This window comes from Noviherbaspirillum humi, from assembly GCF_900188095.1.
GTDB lineage: Bacteria > Pseudomonadota > Gammaproteobacteria > Burkholderiales > Burkholderiaceae_D > Noviherbaspirillum > Noviherbaspirillum humi.
In genome coordinates, this window is the sequence record NZ_FZOT01000010.1 from 1 (window position 1) to 15,400 (window position 15,400).

Sequence of the window (15,400 nt, forward strand, 5' to 3'; positions counted from 1 at the left end):
CGAGCTCGGCCTTCAGGTTGTAGGGGCCGGCGATGGCGCGCAGGAACACGCGGTCCTTCTTGCTGTTGTAGTGCGACTCTTTACCCATGGTGTCTTCCTCGTTGCGGATGCGGCGTTATTTCGATTGCCTGGTGATGATCTCTTCGTACAGCTTGGTCCACTTCTCGTTCTCGTCGAGGATGACTTTCGGGTCGATGAACTTCAGCGGAATCTTGTTGAGCTTGGTGTCGACCTTCTTGCTCGTCGGGACGAAATCGCGCTTGAGCAGGATCTCCTGGCCGTCGGAGAGCACGAAATCGATGAACAGCACGGCGGCGTTGGGATGCTGGGAATTCTTCATCATGCCGATGCCGTTGGGCCGCGCCATGGCCGGCGGAATCACCGCCCAGTCCACGGGCGCGCCCTTGTTCTTCAACTGCTCCACCTTGTAGTTGTAGGTGGTCAGCGCCAGCGGCACTTCGCCGGACGCCACCAGGTTGGCCAGCAGGGTGTGGCCCTTGCGAACCGACAGGCCGTTGGTGGCGACGATGTCACGGAACAGCTTCAGGCCTTTCTGCTCGCCCATTTCCATGATGGTGCCGGCGAACCAGTCCGCATCCTCTGCCTCGATGCCGAGCCGGCCCTTCCACTTCGGGTCGAGCAGGTCCTGGTAAGTCTTGGGCACATCTTCCTTCTTCACCTTGTTGGTGTTGTAGGCCAGCGAGAAGATGTTGAGCCGGGTGGCGATCCACTCCTTGTGGGGCAGGATGGCCTGCGGAATCAGGTCGGCCAGGTAAGGCGACTTCACTTCCTGGAACAGCTTTTCCCGATGCAGCGCTTCCAGTTCCGGGCCGTTGGTCTCGACGATGTCGGCGTCGTAGCGGCGGCCCTTGGCTTCCATCACCGCCCGCTGCAAGACCTTCTCCGAACCGGCGCGCCAGATCTTGGCCTTGATGCCGTACTTCTGCTCGAAGGCGTTGGTGAGCACCGTCATGTCATCCACCGGCGCCGAGGTATAGATCATCAGCTCGCCTTCCTTCTTGGCGGCGGCCACCAGCTTCTGCTGGCGGTCCGGTCCCTGCATGTTGGCGGCTTCCACGACGCCCTTGGCCTGGGCGAAAGCGCTGGATGCGCCGAGCATCAGCGCCGCGCCGGTGGCGAGGCCGCCGAAGGCGAGCACTGCCTTGCTGGAGAAGGTCTTTACGATTCGGTCTAGCATGGTAAGGTCTCTTTCTTTTTCATGAACTACAGTGTCATCCGGGTCGGTTCGATGCCGCCCGTTGGGTTATTGCTTGGAGGCGCCGGCGTTCTTGAGGAACAGGTTGTTCCAGAGTGTTTCCCACTTGTCGGCCTCGTCCAGCACCTGCGCCGGGTTGATGGTCTCGTACTTGAACTGGTTGAGGGGGCTTTCCACCTGGGTGGAGGCCGGTACCCGGTTGCGCTGCTTGATCAACTCCTGTCCTTCCGGCGATAGCAGAAAATCGGCGAACAGCAAGGCCGCATGCGGATGCGGCGCATGCCTCGCGACGCCGACGGCGCCGGGCCTTCCCATGGTCGGCGCCAGGGCCTTCCACTTGATCGGGGCGCCATTCTTCGCCAGCCGCTCGACCGCGTGGTTATAAACCGCGGCGGCCAGCGGGATCTCGCCCGCGGCCACCAGCTCCGACACCAGCGTGTGGCCGGTGCGGATCTGCGGCTTCATGTCGGCGAGCTTGCGAAAATACGCCATGCCTTCCTTTTCGCCCATGCTCTTGGCGAGCGCCATGAACCAGTCGGCATCGCCGGCTTCGAGGGCGATCTTGCCGGCCCACTTCGGGTCGAGCAGGTCCTGGTAGTTATTGGGTACGTCTTCCGGCTTCACCAGCTTGGTGTTGTAAGCGATGGTGAAAAAATTGAAACGGTCCGCCACATATTGCCTGTGCGCCGGGAAGGCTTGCGGCGGGAGGGTTTTGAAGGCTGGGCTGTAGAATTCCTGCATCAGCTTTTCGCGCGCCAGGATTTCCATTTCGATGCCGTCGCTTTCGAAGACATCCGGCGTGAAGCGGCCGGCACGGGCTTCGGTCAGGGCGCGCTGCACCACCTTCTCGCCGCTAGCGCGCCACAGCGTTACCTTGATCTTTTGCGCAGCGTACTTCTTCTCGAAGGCTTCGACGATGGGAGCGGAATCCTTGACATTGAGCGAGGTGTAAACGGCGACCGTACCTTCCTTGCGCGCGCCATCCAGCAGGCGCTGTTCGCGATCTTCGCCTTGATAGGTATAGATGGATGCGGGCGGATTCCTGGCCTGAGCAGCGGCGTTGCCCGACACGGCAATGAAGCCGATGGCGCAGGCCGCTAGCGCGCAATGCCATGCGGATAGGGCAATGCTTTTCACTGCAGTCTCCTTGCGGCTTTGGCTAAGCCGGCGTCGGACGCCTGTCGGCGCCTCTTGTGATGTTCATCTGAAAAAATCCGCCTGGCGGCTCCTCTGTAAGCCGCCAGGCGGGTACAGCAACGCAGCATCCGGAGGATCGGGCCGGACGCCGCGTGTTCACTGGTCAGAAGTTGTGAACGATGCCGAGCGCGAGCTGGCGGATGTCCTGACCATACTCCAGGCGCGGTGCGTCTACCACGTTGGAAGCGCGGGAAGAATTGCCGTTCCAGTACTTGCTGGCGAGCGCGTACAGCGCGGTGCGCTTGGACAGGTTATAGGCGACGCCAAGGTTCAGCTGGCTCGCGTTCAGGCCCGATGTGCTGCAGGCCGCCCCGCCCACCAGAGCGCAGGAACCGTCAGTCTGCTTGCCGTAGGACGCCGCCAGGGTGAAGGCTGCAATCCGCTGTTCCGCGCCGATCGACCAGGTGGTCGTCTTGTAGTTGGAGAAGCGTCCTGCTGCGCCGCCCGTCTCGTCGTACTCGAGGCGTGCAATGTTGGCTTCCACGCGCAGATCGTTGCCGATGCGGTATTGGCCAGTCAGGCGGGTGCCGGTGTCCACGGAGCGCACGCCGGGCAGCGGGGTGGTGCTGCCGGCCGTGGCGGTGAAATTGCGCAGCGCGGTGGCGACGTTGTTGGAGCCGCCGAACAGGTTGCGATGGCGCTCGTGCGCGATGGCGGCGTAGATCGGACCGTTCTCGTACTTGACGCCGCCGGAGATGACGGAGTTGTCGAAGAAGTCACCCGGGGTTTCGCCCAGCGAGTAGTCGAATGCCGCCTGGAAGCCGCCGATGCTCGGGGTTTCATAAATGATGCTGTTGGCGCGGCGCAGGTGGAAGCTGGATCGGCTGCTGGTGCCGCCGATGCTGGGCTTGGACAGGATATTGCTGGTCGAAATGAAGTTGCCGCTGGAAACGCCGAAGAAGCTGAGCGTATCGCCCAGGTTCTTGTAGACGGTATCCATGTTACCCAGTTTCACAGTGCCGAAATCGCCGCCGAGGCCGACGAAAGTGTCACGCGAAAAAAGGGTGTTTGCGGTTCCGAGCTGGCCATTCGAGACATCGAATCCCATCTCCAGCTGGAACAGCGCTTTCAGGCCGGCGCCGAGGTCTTCGGTGCCGCGGAAGCCGAGGCGGGCATTCGGCGATTCCATGCCGGTGCCCTTGACGTCCGCCGGGGTGGTGGCGGCCGGGCCGGTAGCGCCCCCGGACAGCGTGCTGATGCCGGCGGTGCCGCGCGCGGTGGCGCCGGTGATGTCGTAGTTGTTGATCTGCGGGTAAAGCCGACCGTAGACCTGCACGCTGGTCTGCGCCTGCGCCAGCATCGGCAGGCCCAAGGCCGCCGCGACGGCTGCGGCGAGTATCGTGTTGTTTCTCTTCATACTTGCACTCCTCTCCTCTAAGTAGTTTTTTACTGCTCTTTTACAAAGCGACAAGTTTCGGATGCTATGTTGACGGCGCCGTGTTCCTCCATGCGGGACAATGGTCCGCTTGCTTATGGACGCAATGCCCCGCGTGTTCCCCTCTTGTTACGAATGCTGCGCTTGCTTCATGAAAGCCACGGCGACGGCCGCTTCGATTATTACACCTTTGGCGGCAAGTCCGCCAGTTCCGCCTGATAGGCGTCGCTCATGCGCGACTCCAGGTTGTGCTTGGCGAGCGCGTCGGCGAACAGGGAACGCACCACCGGGCTTTCGTCGGCGTAGTCGATCTGGTCGCCGCCGAGGCGCTTGCTGATCCAGGCCTTGGGCACGCCCTGGGCATTGCGGATCGAGACCACCTCATGCTTGAACGCGAGATAACGCGCCGGCGTGGTGCCGGTGTTGAAATGCTGGTGGAACCACATGTTCGGCGGCACGATCATGGAACCTACTTCCCACTCGTAGCGGCGCGGCTCTTCGCCTTCCGGCCACATCAGGCTGTAGCCTTCGCCCGACAGAATGATGACGTGGGCGCCCGGGCCATGGCAGTGCGCCTTCTTGTAGGTACCGACCGGGAACTGCGAGATGTGGCTGTTCATCGAGCCCTTGGCCATGTTGAAGCGGATGTGTCCGCCGCCTGCGCCGCGCTCCTTGGCGGCGATCAGCGGCAGGTTGACCGCATCGGCGACGAAGTTCGTTTCCAGCAGCAGGCCCTTCTGCTCGCCCTTGTTGTCGAAGTAGTCCGGCTCGCCGGAGAAGCGGTTCTTGAAGTCGTACTGGGTATTGAAGATGAAGTTGACATCTTCATACAGGTTGATCACCGACGGGCCGTTGGTGACGGCGACGAAGCGGGCCGCATCCTTGCCGGAAGCATTGAAGTGCTGGCAATGGGCGTTGAGCGGAATGGCGAACAGGGAACCGGCCTGCCATTCGAAGGTGACGCGCTTGCCGGCATCGTTCCAGACGGTGGTGGAACCGCGGCCGGCGAGGACATAGATCATTTCCTCGAACAGCTGGCGCTGCGGCTCGAGCTGCTTGCCGGGCGGGATCTCGCAGACATAGCAGTCATTCGACGTGCGCGAGGCTTCATGGTTGATGAAAACGCCCTTGCCGCCGCGGCGGGCCCAAGGCTTCAGGTCCACGGTTTGCAGGCTGGGCACGTAGTGGGCGCTGATGATGTCGAGTCCTTCGGCGGCCACCCAGCGGGTGTAAGGCGATTCCTTCTCGGTAGCGAATTTCTTCGCGAGGTCTTCTGAAACGATAGCGTTCTTGGTCATGTCATGCTCCGGCGTTTATCGAAATAGTTTTGTGCCGCGCCTGGTGTGGATCGGCTACAACTCCCTTGCGTCAAACCGTTTCCACGGCTTTCCTGGTGAGGTACTGCTGGATCAGCTCGGGGGTGAGGATCAATCCCGGCTGGTACTCCGGCGCATCCTCGATCTGCTCCAGATCGTTCAGCCCGAACTTCTCGTAGATGCGGTTGATCGCCGAGATCAGCCGCACCGGCCGCTCCGGATCGGCGTTGAAGTGCTGGTGAATCGTGTTGGGCGGAATGTAGATCACATCCCCCGCCTCCCACTCGAAGCGCTTGACCTCGTCCTGCGCCTTCCAGTGGTAGGTGTCGGTGATCTCCACGTCGCAGTCCTGGTGCAGGTCATAGCCCCGCCCTTCCAGCACGTACACGCATTCTTCCGCCAAGTGACGGTGCTTGCCCGAGCGGCTGCCCGGCGGGATGATCTGCATGTAGGCGTCCACCGACTCCATGCGGGTGTTCATCTTTTCATTGAGCAGGTGCTTGAGGATGCCCTGGCGCGACATCTCCCACGGCATCTCTTCCGGCGTCACTACCTTCTTGCGCTTGGCGTTGCGCGCCGGCGCTTCCGCCGCATCCTGCAGCAGTCCCTCATACAGCTCCTGGTTCAGCTTGCCCTTGAGCCAGGCCTTCGATTCACTCCATGCCATCTGTCTTCCTTTCCAATTCCCTGCTGGCCATTGCGTCGGGCTTCACTCCTTGGCGGAGTAATCCCCATAGTTGTAGTTATCCTCGTACTCCCTCGCCTCGAAACCTTCGCCGCCCGGCGCCGGCACGTCGGAACGCGCCTCAACCTGCTGCTGGAACAGCATGTTCATGAACATGTACATCGGCTTGGTCTTGATCACGAGCGCGCGCGCCGGCTTGACCGGATCGGCGTTGAAGTGCTGGTGCACGCAGTTGTTGTGCACGATGGCCACGTCGCCTGCCTTCCAGTCGTAGCGGATGCCGTCGTGGATCTCGTAGCCGGTGCCGTCCAGGATGTAGAACGCCGCCTCGTTGACATGGCCGTGCTTCTGCGACTTGCCGCCGGGACCATATTCTTCCAGGTGAATGTGGAAGCCCTGGCTGATGCCATCCTTCGGCTCCACGTAATGACGGCTATAGGCTTGCGGGCCGTCGACGAACTTCAGTTCCTTGCCCTTGCGCACCCGCGGCATGGCGCGCAGCCGGGTGAGTTCGTCCTTCAGGTTGTAGGGACCGGCGATGGCGCGCAGGAACACCCTGTCCTTCTTGCTGTGATAGTTTTCCTTGGGCGCCGGGGCGCCGTTGGCCTTGCTTTCGCTCGTCATTGCTCGTCTCCAGTCATTCTTCGACCGCGCCATGGCAGGCGCGGCCGCGCCTTTCTCAGGCTGCCTTCTTCAACGCGACGTCGTCGCGGATCGCGATGCACTTCTCCGGGTTCAGGCAGGCATAGATGCCTTCGCCGACCGGCGTCTTCAGCGAGGGGTGCACACGCGCCAGCAGCGAACGGTCGCCGAACTTGACCTGGAAGTCGAGGTATTCGCCGAGGAACACCTTGAAGTCCACCGTGCCGTGGATGACGTTGGTGCCATCCGGGCGGTTCTCGCACAATTCGACATCTTCCGGGCGGATGGAAATCAGCACCTGCTCGCCCGGACGCAGCGCTTCCAGCGAGACCACGCTGAGCTGGCCGAGGCTGGATTCGACGCGGTAGCCGCCTTCATTGTTTTCCGGGGCGAGCACGGTGGCCTCGACGAAGTTGGTGAGGCCGACGAAGTCGGCGACGAACTTGCTGTTCGGGCGTTCGTAGATGTCGCGCGGCGAGCCGATCTGGATGATCTGGCCTTCGCGCATCACCGCGATCTCGTGCGACAGCGCCAGCGCCTCGCTTTGGTCGTGGGTGACGTAGATGGTGGTCAGGCCGAGCTCCCGCTGCATGCGCTTGAGTTCGAAGCGCATGCGCTCGCGCAGCTTGGCATCGAGGTTGGAGAGCGGTTCGTCGAGCAGCAGCAGCTTCGGCTCCATCACCAGGGCGCGCGCCAAAGCGAGGCGCTGCTGCTGGCCGCCGGAGAGCTTGGTCGCCTCGCGGTCGGCGAGATGGTCCAGACCCACCGCCGCCAGCACCCGCATGACGCGCTGCTCGATATCCTTCTTGCTGTACTTCTTGCTGCCGACTTCCAGCGGGAAGGCGGCGTTCTTGAATACGTTCATGTGCGGCCAGATGGCGTACGACTGGAACACCATGCCGAAGGCGCGCTGGTTGGGCTGAACGAAAACGTTGCCGGCGGAGGAATAGACGGTGCGGCCGGCGACGGTGATCTCGCCGGACTTCGGCTTTTCCAGGCCGGCGATGGAGCGCAGGGTGGTCGTCTTGCCGCAGCCGGAGGGGCCGAGCAGGGTGAACAGCTTGCCTTCCGGGACGTCGAACGTGACGTTCTGCGCCGCCTTGACGATCTGGCCCTGGTCGTTCGGGTACTCGGTGAACAGTGCTTTGACGCTTAGCATGGGGTCTCCTTCAATCTTTTTTGGGTTCTTGTCAGCTTTCCTTGACGCCGAAGCGCTTGCCCAGCATCTGGGCCACCATCACCAGGCAGAACAGCGAGATGATCAGCATGACGCCGAGCGCAGAGAGTTCGACGTACTGACCGTTCTCCCACAGTTCCCAGATCAGCACGGAAGCCACCTCGGTGCCCGGGCTGTACAGCAGGATGGATGTGGACAGCTCGCGGATGGACACGATGACGACGTAGATCCATCCCGCCAGCAGGCCCGGCTTCAGCAGCGGCAGGATGATGCGCCAGAACACCTGGCCCCAGGATGCGCCGCTCATGGAGGCTGATTCTTCCAGCTCCTTGTGGATCTGCATCATCGTGGTCGTGTTGTAACGCAGGCCGTAGGGCAGGAAGCGGGTGACGTAGGCGATGAAGAGAATCCAGATGGTGCCGTAGATGCCGACGTCCACGTTCAGGTAGAACACCATGATCGCCAGGCCGAGGACCAGGCCGGGGAAGACCATGGGCAGCGAAGCCAGGTTGTCCAGCACCCAGCGGCCGGGAATCTTGGTCTTGACCACGATCCAGCAGATCACCGAGGTGAGCAGCATGACGATGGTGGCGCTGCCCAGGGCAAGCAGGGTGCTGTTCCAGACCGCGTTGGTCAGGGTCGGGTAGGTCAGGACGAACTTGTAGGCTTCCAGGGTCAGGTTCTGCACCGCCGCCCAGGACGGCACGCTGTAGAACTTCTGCAGCGAAGACCAGAGCAGCACCAGGAAGGGCAGCACCACGATCAGCGAAAAGTACAGGATGAAGACGCCGGCGGTCAGGTAGCGCCACTTACCCAAGTCCATGACGCGTGGACGGAAGCCCTTGCCGGTCATGGTGGAGTACTTGCTGCCCTTGCCGGAAAGCCGGGATTGCAGGTAGACGCCGACGGTGGTGATGATCAGCAGCGTGACGGCGTAGGACGATGCGAGGCCGACCTTGCTCGGATACTGGTGGATGGCCTGGTAGATCGAGGAAGTGAAGACCTGGATGCCGACCGGCAGTCCGAGCAGCGCCGGCACTTCGAAGGATTCGATGGCGCGCACGAACAGGATCAGCAGCGTGGCGAAGATCGCCGGCCAGGTCAGCTTCAGGGTGATGTGCCAGACGATCTGCCGCACCGAGGCGCCGCTCATCATGGCGGACTCTTCCAGCGACGGGTCCATGGAACGGAAGGCGGCGGTCATGATCAGGAAGGCCATGGAGGAGTAATGCAGGCCGTCGACCCAGATCATGCCCCACATCGAATAAATGTCGAAGAACACGTAGTCGGTGCTGAACCACTTCTGCAGCACCATGTTCAGGATGCCGATCTTCGGGCTGGCCAGCAGGATCCACGATACCGTGAACAGGATGCCCGGGATGATCAGCGGAATGATGGAAAGCGCGAAGAACAGCGATTTAAGCGGGGTGTTGGTGCGTTCGTTCATCCAGGCCAGCAGCGTGCCAACGAGGAAGGCGAAGATGGAGGTGCCGACGGCGAAGCGTACCGAGGTGAAGAATAGCTTCACCGTCTCCAGGCTGGAGTAGGCTTCGACGTAGTTTTCCAGCGTGAAAGTGGATGCCTTGCCCGCCGTTTCCGGCGTGAAGAAGCTCTGCCAGAGGAGGAAGATCAGGGGCATCAGGGCGAGATAGGCAACGACGGCAACGCTCAGGCCGATGACCACCCATTTGAAGTCCAACCGCCGCCAGCCGCTGCGCGCGACGACCGGTTGGGTTTCCAGCTGGCTTACTGCTTCCATCTTGTATGTCTCCTTGTTTCGCTGCCGGTACTGAAACCGGCTGCATCTCTTGCGTTGTACGCTTTTTCCGCCACTCTTCGGGCCGGCTTTTTCGTTCTCTTATATGGAACGATGGTCTACATAGAAACACGGATGAATGTACCTATGGGCTCACCCCGTGTCAATAAAAAATGAGCCTGTTATGGAAATAACTTCCGCTTTCAGCCGGGCAAGGCCGCCTTCAGCTTCGCATGGTGGTAATCCCATACCTTCTTCAGCAGGTTGGGCTTCCACAGGTTGCCGGCGATCTTCTCTACCTGCTCCGGCGACAGCACCATGGGCTCCCCGATCTGGCTTGCCATGTACTGGCGCTGCGCCGTTTCCTCCAGGTACACGCCGAGCACGAAGGTTTCGGTGATGCCGGTCGAAGCCACCACGGCGCCGTGCGACTTGAGCATCACCGCCCGCCCATCGCCGAGGCATTCGGCCAGTTCGTCGCCGAGCTGGCGGTTGTTGATGGAGGCGGTTTTCGGAAACTGGCGGATGTCACCCAGCACCGCGGCCTGCATGATGACGGGCAGCAACGGCTTGCCGACCATGCTGAGCAGCGTCGACCAGAGCGGATGGGTGTGGGCAACGGCATTGACATCCGGGCGGCGCCGGTAGATGGCCGCATGGATGTGAAACTCCATCGGCGGCGGCGTATCGCCTTCGACCAGATTGCCGTCGAAGTCGATGACGACGATATCCTTGGTCGTCAGGGCGCTGCGCACCGAGGCGCCGGAATTGATCAGCATGTGCTGGGTGCCGGGAATGCGGGCGCTGAAATGTCCGTTGAAGTCGATGATCTGCGCCCGCTCCATCATCAGGATGGCATCGACCAGATCCTGCTTCAGGCTTGCTGCCTCTTGCATGTCGTCTCCTCTTTTCTGAATTGAACGCCGGCTGGTGTTGTTATTGTCCGGCGCTAGTGCATGGTTGTCCGTCTACGATTTGCCGCCGGTCACCGCATCGTCGGCATGGACATGGTCATCACCATGCTCATGGCCGTGATCATGGCCGTGATCATGGCCGTGATCGTGGCCGTGATGATGGTGGTGGTGGCCATGGTGGTGATGGTGATGCCCATGGCCGTGGGAATGTCCATGCTTCACCGCCTTGTAATGCATCGCGGTGGGATCGCTGCTCTGCGGCGTGCGCGGGTCTTCGCTGAACACCAGCGACTTCACCGTTACCGGCACGGTCAGCGACGGAATGCGGATGCGGCCGAGGTCGATGTAGTCGAAATCCAGCAGGGTCACGCCGTCGATCACCATCAGCTCGCTCTTGATTTCCAGCTCTTCCCGCATGTACGCGCCGAGCGATTGCGCCAGGTCGCCGTCGAGAATGATATAGAGCGGCTTTCCCTTGGCGATGGAATTGGCCAGGCCCTTGGCGATGCCGTTGCCGAACGCCGAAATGCGCTGATAGGACGGACGGCCCTGCCAGCGGAAGGCGATCGCGACGTCGGCTTCGCCCTCCACCAGGTCGAAGGCGGTGAAATGCTTGCGGATGGCGGCCGCCACCGCATCGGCATCGACCTCCTCGCCCAGTTCGCAGGCCGGCTGCAGCACCTGCAGGTTACGCCGCGGCAGCAGGTCCGCCGGGCTGGAGATGTAGACCGTATTGCCGGACAGCTGCACTGAATACTCGGAAGCGCCGAGCGCAGTGGCGCGGATGCACTCGCCGGCCGGCAGCACTGCCAGCGGGAAGGCGCCGTCGCGGATCAATGCCCGGATGGCGCCGCCGAAATGCAGGCCCATGTCGCCGAAGTTGCGGTCTTCCCGTTCGTAGACGTATTCGCCCACGCCGCCGGAGAACATGACGCCGTCGATGGCGCCGAACTGCGGCAGAAGGTCGGTGAGGTAGAGGGCTTCCACTTCCTTGGGCAGGGCTGCGCCGCTGATCACCTGCACCAGCGCCTGGGCCATCCAGGCGGCGACGGTGCGCAGTTCCTGCTGGGTGGCGCGGCTGCCGACCTGCCAATCGAAGCCGGCCTGCTGCGCGAGATAGCGTCCGGCCGGGTCGAGCCGGGTGATGATCGAATCCTGGTCCACCACCAGCAGGCGCCCGCCGAGATGGACGGCGGCGGTGGCCTTGACCTTGCCGCCCTCCAGGATGGCCAGCTTGGTGGTGCCGCCGCCGATGTCGATGTTGAGGATGCGCTTCTTGCTGTCGTGGGAGGCGCGGGCAGCGCCGGAGCCGTAGGCGGCCAGCATGGATTCCATGTGATGGCCGGCGGTGGCGCAGACGAATTCGCCGCCCTGGTCGGCGATGACGCCGGCAATGGCCTGCGCGTTTTCTCGCCGCAGCGCCTCGCCGGTCAGGATGACGGCGCCGGTATCGATGTTGTCCGGATGCAGGCCGGCGGCGGCATAGGCATTGTCGATGATGGCGCCGAGCGAACGCTCGTCGATGCGCGTCTCGCTTTGATAGGGCGTGAGCGAGACCGGCGACTGGTACAGCGTTTCGCGGCCGATGACGAAATAGCGGCTGGAGAGGTCCTCGCCGTGGCGGCGCAGCTTCACGCGGGAAAAGACGATCTGCGTGCCGGAGGAGCCGATGTCGATGCCGACGCTGGTCAGCTGCACATTGTCCTGCAGCCAGATCGCGTTTTCCTCCAGCGGCCCGCTTGGCTCGAAATCATCATGGTCGTGATCGTGGTCGGCATCCTCGCCTTCCTCGTGCACATGGTTGAAGTTCTCGCCGTACTGGTGATCGTAGATGCTGTGTCCCTTGCGGGCCTTCGACTGCTCGTTGTCTGACATGGCTTGCTCGCTCAAAGTGTGTTGCCGTTTGCATTTCTCGGCGGAGAGCCGGGCCGGCGCGCTCGCGCTGCGCGGCCTGATCACACTTCGCTCTCCTCCGGCCGCGTCATGCGCGGCTTATCTCTTGTCTCCTGCAGGCGATCGAATTCCGGTTCGCCCATCCGTTCTTCGTTCGGCGTTCGGGCCGCTCAGTAGAACGCGTCGTAATGCACCTGGGCCTGCGGCACCTTTTCCTGGATCAGCATGCGCTGCACCGCCGTGGCCATCGCCGGCGGGCCGGCGAAATAGATTTCATGCTCCGCCAGCGCCTTGCCGATGGTTTCCAGCGCCAGGTCGTGCACGAAGCCGACCTTGCCCGCCCAGTAGGCGGGGTCTTCCCGCTCCGGCATGGAGATGATCGGGTGATAGAAGATGCGTTCGCCGTAGCCGGGCAGTTCGCGCAGCATGTCTTCGCCGCAGATGTCCTCCGGACGGCGGCCGCCGTAGAAGAAATGCAGCTTGCGGCCGGCCAAGGCGGGCGTGGCCGCCATGCCGCGGGCAATCGAAATCACCGGCGCCAGGCCAGAGCCGCCGCCGATGCAGACGATGTCGCGCGGGCTGTCGGTGCGCAGGTATGCCTGGCCATACGGGCCGTCGATCGCGATCGTGTCGCCTTCGCTCAGCTTCTCGAACAGCGCCTCGGTGCCGGCGCCGCCCGGCACGCGCTTGATCTGGAAATGCCACTGGCCGTCGGCACGCGGAATGTTGGACATCGAATACGCCCGTCCGCCGTCCACGCCCGGGAAATACAGCAGCGCATACTGGCCCGGAAGGAAATCGACTGGCGCCTGCAGCGCGAACTGGAACTCGCGCATGTCGGGCGTGAGCTGAAGGCTGCGCATCAGCGTGGCACTGAATTTCTGCGGCCGGCGCGGCGGCTGGTACTGGTCCAGCACCCGCGCCTTGATGCGGCAATCGCTGGTCGGACGCGACTGGCAGCCCAGGATGCGGTTCTTGGCGCGGTCGCGATCGCTCAGCGCCGGCGCCTCCGGCCAGTTGGATTCCACCGTGCCGGAAAGCAGTTCCACCTTGCAGCTGCCGCAGGAGCCGACGTTGCATTCATAGGACAAGCCGAGGCCCGCGCGCAGGCCGGCACGGGTGAGCGTGTCGTCGGACGGGCATTCGTAGCTGTTCGGGTTGTCGGCGATCTCGATCTTGAACATGGCGTGGCTCGGTGCGATTCGGGTTGCTGGGGTCGTGATGGGTTTCGACGGCTGGCGCGCTAGAAAAATTCCGCCACCGCCGCCGCCTTCTGTTCCAGGCGGATCGGTCGGATATGGCGAAAGCCGAGGCGCGAGGAAATGGCCTCGGCGGCCTCGACCACGTCCTGGGCGAAGGCCTGCAGCGTCTTCTTGTTCAGGCGCTGAGCCGGACCGGCGATGCTGACAGCGGCGACGACGTTGCCGGTGTAGTCGCGGATCGGGGCGGCGATGCTGCACAGGCCGGGTTCGCTCTCTTCGTCGTCGATCGAATAGCCGCGGTTGCGTATGGTGGCGAATTCCTTGGCAAGCGCTGCGGTATTGGCGGCGACCTCTTTCGGAACGCTCGGGTCGCGGCTCTTGAGCAGCAGCTCGATTTCCTGCTTGCTCTGGAAAGCGAGCAGCACCATGCCTTCCGCCGAAGCGAAGGCGGAGCGGCGCAGGCCGACGTCGGAAGTCATGCGGATGGACTGCTTGCTCTCGAGGGTGTTGGTATAGATGATGCTCGCGCTTTCCAGGATGGCGAGGTGCACCGTTTCCCCGGTTTTTTCGCGCAGGTGCATCAGCACCGGCTTGGCTTCATTGGAGAAGTCCATCTTGCGCCGGACCAGGGAACCGAGCTCGAATACCACCAGGCCGAGCTTGTATTTGCCGGTCTCGGCGTTCTGTTCCAGCATGCCGGCTTCCACCAGGGTGCTGGCGAGGCGGTGCGCCGTGCTCTTGGCCAGGCGCAGCTGCTTGGCCAGTTCGCTGATGCCGATTTCGTAGTTGTCGTCGCTGAAGCTCTTCAGCAGGCGCATGGCGTTCGCCACCGACGACAGGCGCACTTTGGGTTTGGCTGCGGATGCGGTTTTTGCCATTTCGGCCCCCTATTCCTCTATAAAGAACGCGAGTTTACCTTACGAGGCGGCTACGATCGTCTGGATGTGGATGATGAAAGGCGGCCGGATCATGCGGTTCGCGACAGACGCAGCGCCAGGCCGAAGCTCGACAGCAGGATGGCGACGAGGCCTGCGCTCAGCAGCATGCCGGCGCCTTCCAGCATCACGGAGAAAGCCGGCGCAAAGTATTTCGCCATGCCGAGGCCGGCGATGGCGAGGCTGAGGAAGCCGATCGACAAGCCCATGACGCGGGAAGCGATCAGGGCACGGCGGCCGGTCTGGCGCAGCATGCGCGCCACCCACAGGCCGTTGATGCCGTCGGTCACCATCATGCCGACCATGAACAGCAGGCCGAGCAGGATGGAGAACAGCCAGCCGGCGAGGCTGGATGCGGTCAGGGCGAACAGCGCCGTCTGGCTGACGGTGTCGAAGGACAAGGCGAAGGCGGCGCCGACGGAGGCGATGACCACCGGATGGCTGGTTTCGGAAAAGCGGCGCAGGAAGCGGCCCTTGATGCCGACGGTGCGCACCACCTGGTCCGGCGCCGATCGCAGCACTTCGCGCAGGTTGACCACGCCGAGCAGGGTAAGAAACACGATGGAGATCCAGGCGCCGAAGTCTTCCAGCCAGGTTGGCGCCGACCATTCGCGCGCCGTCAGCGCGACCAGGGCAGCGACCAGCGTCACCACGATGCCATGGCCGAGCGAGAACAGGCACCCGGACCAGCGCGACAGGCGCGGATGCTTGTCGGCATTGAAGCGTGTCATTCCATCGATGGTAGCGAGGTGATCGGGGTCCATTCCGTGCTTCAGCCCGAGAATGAATACCACCAGCATCAAGCCCAGCCAGTCTTGCGGCATTGCGTCCATTAACTTGTCTCCGTCTCGGTTTTTGTCTTCTCTGTTCTTGGCGGCGGTTCGTGCATGAAGCGTGTCGCGCACCCGAACAGGGATTGCATTCATGACGCGCTCCAGAGGCGGGATCTGTATCAATCCCTTCGAACCGTTGCCGGTACGTAAACCCATTGTAAGGTCAATTTCCTCGGCGAGCAACAGAAAATGAAACGGCGTTCGATATAGAGGAACTTCCGGCGTGTGCGGTAGAGGGTCCGGATTCCAGCGATTGCAG

General features: G+C 62.5%; 13 protein-coding genes. All 13 read right to left on the reverse strand.

Annotation, left to right across the window (positions count from 1 at the left end):
* Positions 1-115 precede the first annotated feature (115 nt).
* Positions 116-1,198: an ABC transporter substrate-binding protein gene (locus CHB88_RS14620; protein ID WP_217900177.1), complete on the reverse strand. Its 1,083-nt coding sequence runs from the start codon at positions 1,196-1,198 to the stop codon at positions 116-118.
* A 66-nt stretch (positions 1,199-1,264) separates the two neighbouring features.
* A complete protein-coding gene (locus CHB88_RS14625; RefSeq protein WP_245844983.1) occupies positions 1,265-2,353 on the reverse strand; it encodes an ABC transporter substrate-binding protein in 1,089 nt (362 codons plus the stop codon).
* A 163-nt stretch (positions 2,354-2,516) separates the two neighbouring features.
* The gene (locus CHB88_RS14630; protein WP_089400080.1) at positions 2,517-3,770 is read right to left on the reverse strand and encodes a porin; all 1,254 of its coding nucleotides are present in this window, start codon (positions 3,768-3,770) and stop codon (positions 2,517-2,519) included.
* A 200-nt stretch (positions 3,771-3,970) separates the two neighbouring features.
* Complete coding sequence (locus CHB88_RS14635; protein ID WP_089400081.1) at positions 3,971-5,086, reverse strand: cupin domain-containing protein; 1,116 nt, start codon at positions 5,084-5,086, stop codon at positions 3,971-3,973.
* A 70-nt stretch (positions 5,087-5,156) separates the two neighbouring features.
* Positions 5,157-5,771 (reverse strand): cupin domain-containing protein, encoded by a 615-nt coding sequence (locus CHB88_RS14640; RefSeq protein ID WP_089400082.1) that lies wholly within the window; start codon positions 5,769-5,771, stop codon positions 5,157-5,159.
* 42 nt (positions 5,772-5,813) lie between these two features.
* Positions 5,814-6,413 (reverse strand): cupin domain-containing protein, encoded by a 600-nt coding sequence (locus CHB88_RS14645; RefSeq protein ID WP_089400083.1) that lies wholly within the window; start codon positions 6,411-6,413, stop codon positions 5,814-5,816.
* 55 nt (positions 6,414-6,468) lie between these two features.
* Positions 6,469-7,590 (reverse strand): ABC transporter ATP-binding protein, encoded by a 1,122-nt coding sequence (locus tag CHB88_RS14650; protein ID WP_089400084.1) that lies wholly within the window; start codon positions 7,588-7,590, stop codon positions 6,469-6,471.
* 31 nt (positions 7,591-7,621) lie between these two features.
* The gene (locus CHB88_RS14655; RefSeq protein WP_089400085.1) at positions 7,622-9,367 is read right to left on the reverse strand and encodes an ABC transporter permease; all 1,746 of its coding nucleotides are present in this window, start codon (positions 9,365-9,367) and stop codon (positions 7,622-7,624) included.
* Positions 9,368-9,567: 200 nt separating this feature from the next.
* Positions 9,568-10,260, reverse strand: a complete 693-nt coding sequence (locus CHB88_RS14660) for a class II aldolase/adducin family protein (RefSeq protein ID WP_089400086.1) — start codon at positions 10,258-10,260, stop codon at positions 9,568-9,570.
* A 72-nt stretch (positions 10,261-10,332) separates the two neighbouring features.
* Positions 10,333-12,153, reverse strand: a complete 1,821-nt coding sequence (locus CHB88_RS14665) for an ethanolamine ammonia-lyase reactivating factor EutA (RefSeq protein ID WP_089400087.1) — start codon at positions 12,151-12,153, stop codon at positions 10,333-10,335.
* Between the two features lie 188 nt (positions 12,154-12,341).
* A complete protein-coding gene (locus tag CHB88_RS14670; protein WP_089400088.1) occupies positions 12,342-13,355 on the reverse strand; it encodes a 2Fe-2S iron-sulfur cluster-binding protein in 1,014 nt (337 codons plus the stop codon).
* Between the two features lie 59 nt (positions 13,356-13,414).
* Positions 13,415-14,251, reverse strand: coding sequence for an IclR family transcriptional regulator (locus CHB88_RS14675; RefSeq protein WP_176442493.1), 837 nt, complete (start codon positions 14,249-14,251; stop codon positions 13,415-13,417).
* A gap of 89 nt (positions 14,252-14,340) precedes the next feature.
* A complete protein-coding gene (locus CHB88_RS14680; RefSeq protein WP_089400089.1) occupies positions 14,341-15,141 on the reverse strand; it encodes a HoxN/HupN/NixA family nickel/cobalt transporter in 801 nt (266 codons plus the stop codon).
* Positions 15,142-15,400: the final 259 nt, after the last annotated feature.

Excerpts from the sequence above, each read along its gene's own strand:
- CHB88_RS14620 (WP_217900177.1), bottom strand. The coding sequence starts at position 1,198 with ATGCTAGACCGAATCGTAAAGACCTTCTCCAGCAAGGCAGTGCTCGCC.
- CHB88_RS14630 (WP_089400080.1), bottom strand. The coding sequence starts at position 3,770 with ATGAAGAGAAACAACACGATACTCGCCGCAGCCGTCGCGGCGGCCTTG.
- CHB88_RS14635 (WP_089400081.1), bottom strand. The coding sequence starts at position 5,086 with ATGACCAAGAACGCTATCGTTTCAGAAGACCTCGCGAAGAAATTCGCT.
- CHB88_RS14640 (WP_089400082.1), bottom strand. The coding sequence starts at position 5,771 with ATGGCATGGAGTGAATCGAAGGCCTGGCTCAAGGGCAAGCTGAACCAG.
- CHB88_RS14645 (WP_089400083.1), bottom strand. The coding sequence starts at position 6,413 with ATGACGAGCGAAAGCAAGGCCAACGGCGCCCCGGCGCCCAAGGAAAAC.
- CHB88_RS14650 (WP_089400084.1), bottom strand. The coding sequence starts at position 7,590 with ATGCTAAGCGTCAAAGCACTGTTCACCGAGTACCCGAACGACCAGGGC.
- CHB88_RS14655 (WP_089400085.1), bottom strand. The coding sequence starts at position 9,367 with ATGGAAGCAGTAAGCCAGCTGGAAACCCAACCGGTCGTCGCGCGCAGC.
- CHB88_RS14660 (WP_089400086.1), bottom strand. The coding sequence starts at position 10,260 with ATGCAAGAGGCAGCAAGCCTGAAGCAGGATCTGGTCGATGCCATCCTG.
- CHB88_RS14665 (WP_089400087.1), bottom strand. The coding sequence starts at position 12,153 with ATGTCAGACAACGAGCAGTCGAAGGCCCGCAAGGGACACAGCATCTAC.
- CHB88_RS14670 (WP_089400088.1), bottom strand. The coding sequence starts at position 13,355 with ATGTTCAAGATCGAGATCGCCGACAACCCGAACAGCTACGAATGCCCG.
- CHB88_RS14675 (WP_176442493.1), bottom strand. The coding sequence starts at position 14,251 with ATGGCAAAAACCGCATCCGCAGCCAAACCCAAAGTGCGCCTGTCGTCG.
- CHB88_RS14680 (WP_089400089.1), bottom strand. The coding sequence starts at position 15,141 with ATGGACGCAATGCCGCAAGACTGGCTGGGCTTGATGCTGGTGGTATTC.